This is a genomic window from Microbacterium sp. KNMS (genome assembly GCF_053851835.1).
In genome coordinates, this window is record NZ_JBSQBP010000059.1 from 1 (window position 1) to 895 (window position 895).

Genomic DNA, 895 nt, shown 5'->3' on the forward strand with positions numbered 1-895 from the left:
AAAAAAAAAAAAAAAAAAAAAAAAAAAAAAAAAAAAAAAAAGGGGGGAAGGAGAAGGAGAAAAAAGAGAGAGAAAAAGAAAAGAGAGAGGAGGAAGAGGAAGAGGGGGAGAAGAGAAAGAAGAGAGAGAGAGAGAAGGGAGGAGAGGAGAGAGAGGAGAGGAGAAAGAAAAGGGAAGGAGAGAGAAGAGAAGAGGAAAAGGAAAAGGGAGGAGGAGAGGGGAAGGAGGAGGAAGGGGAGGAAAGAGGAGAGGAGGAGGGAGAAGAGAGAGGGAAGGAGAGGAGGAGAAGAAAAGGGAGGAAAGAGGAAGAGAAAAGGGAGAAGGAGAAGAGGAAGAAGGAAGAGGGGAAGAAGGGAAAGGAGAAGAAGGAGGGAGGGGAGAAGGAAAGAGAAGAGAGGGAGGGAGAGAAAAGGAAGAGGGAAGAGAGGAGAAGAGGGAGAAGGGAAGGGAGGAAGAAAAAAAGGAGAAGGAGAAGAAAAGGGAAGAAGAAAGAAAGAGAGAGAAGGGAAAAGAAAGAAAAGAGAGGAGGGAGAAAAGGGAGGAGAGAAGGGAGAAAGAGAGGAAGAGAAGAGGAAAGAGGAAGGAGGGAGAGGAAGAGGAAAGAGGGGAGAGGGAGAAGGAGAGGAGGAGGGGGAGAGAAGGGGGAGGAGAAGGGAGAGGAGAGGAGAAGGAGGGAGGGAGAGAAGAGAGGAGGAGGAGAAAGAGGGAGAGAGAAGAGAGGAAGAGGGGAAGGAGGAAGAGAGGAGGGAGAGAAGGAAAGAAAGAGAGAAAGGGGAAGAGGGGAAGGAGGGAAAGGGAGGGAGGGGAGAAGAGAGCGAACAGCGAAGGCGAAAGGGGGATCCGATCATCGGCACAGGCCCGAAGGGCCGCGGATGGCGGATCGCCGCCTACGTGG

Annotated in this window: 1 protein-coding gene; it reads left to right on the top strand. The window is 50.9% G+C overall.

Translation table 11 applies throughout. The annotated features are described in order from the left end of the window. Positions 1–895: hypothetical protein (locus ACWXWW_RS17825; protein ID WP_455971321.1), on the top strand; the 895-nt coding region annotated here is incomplete at both ends.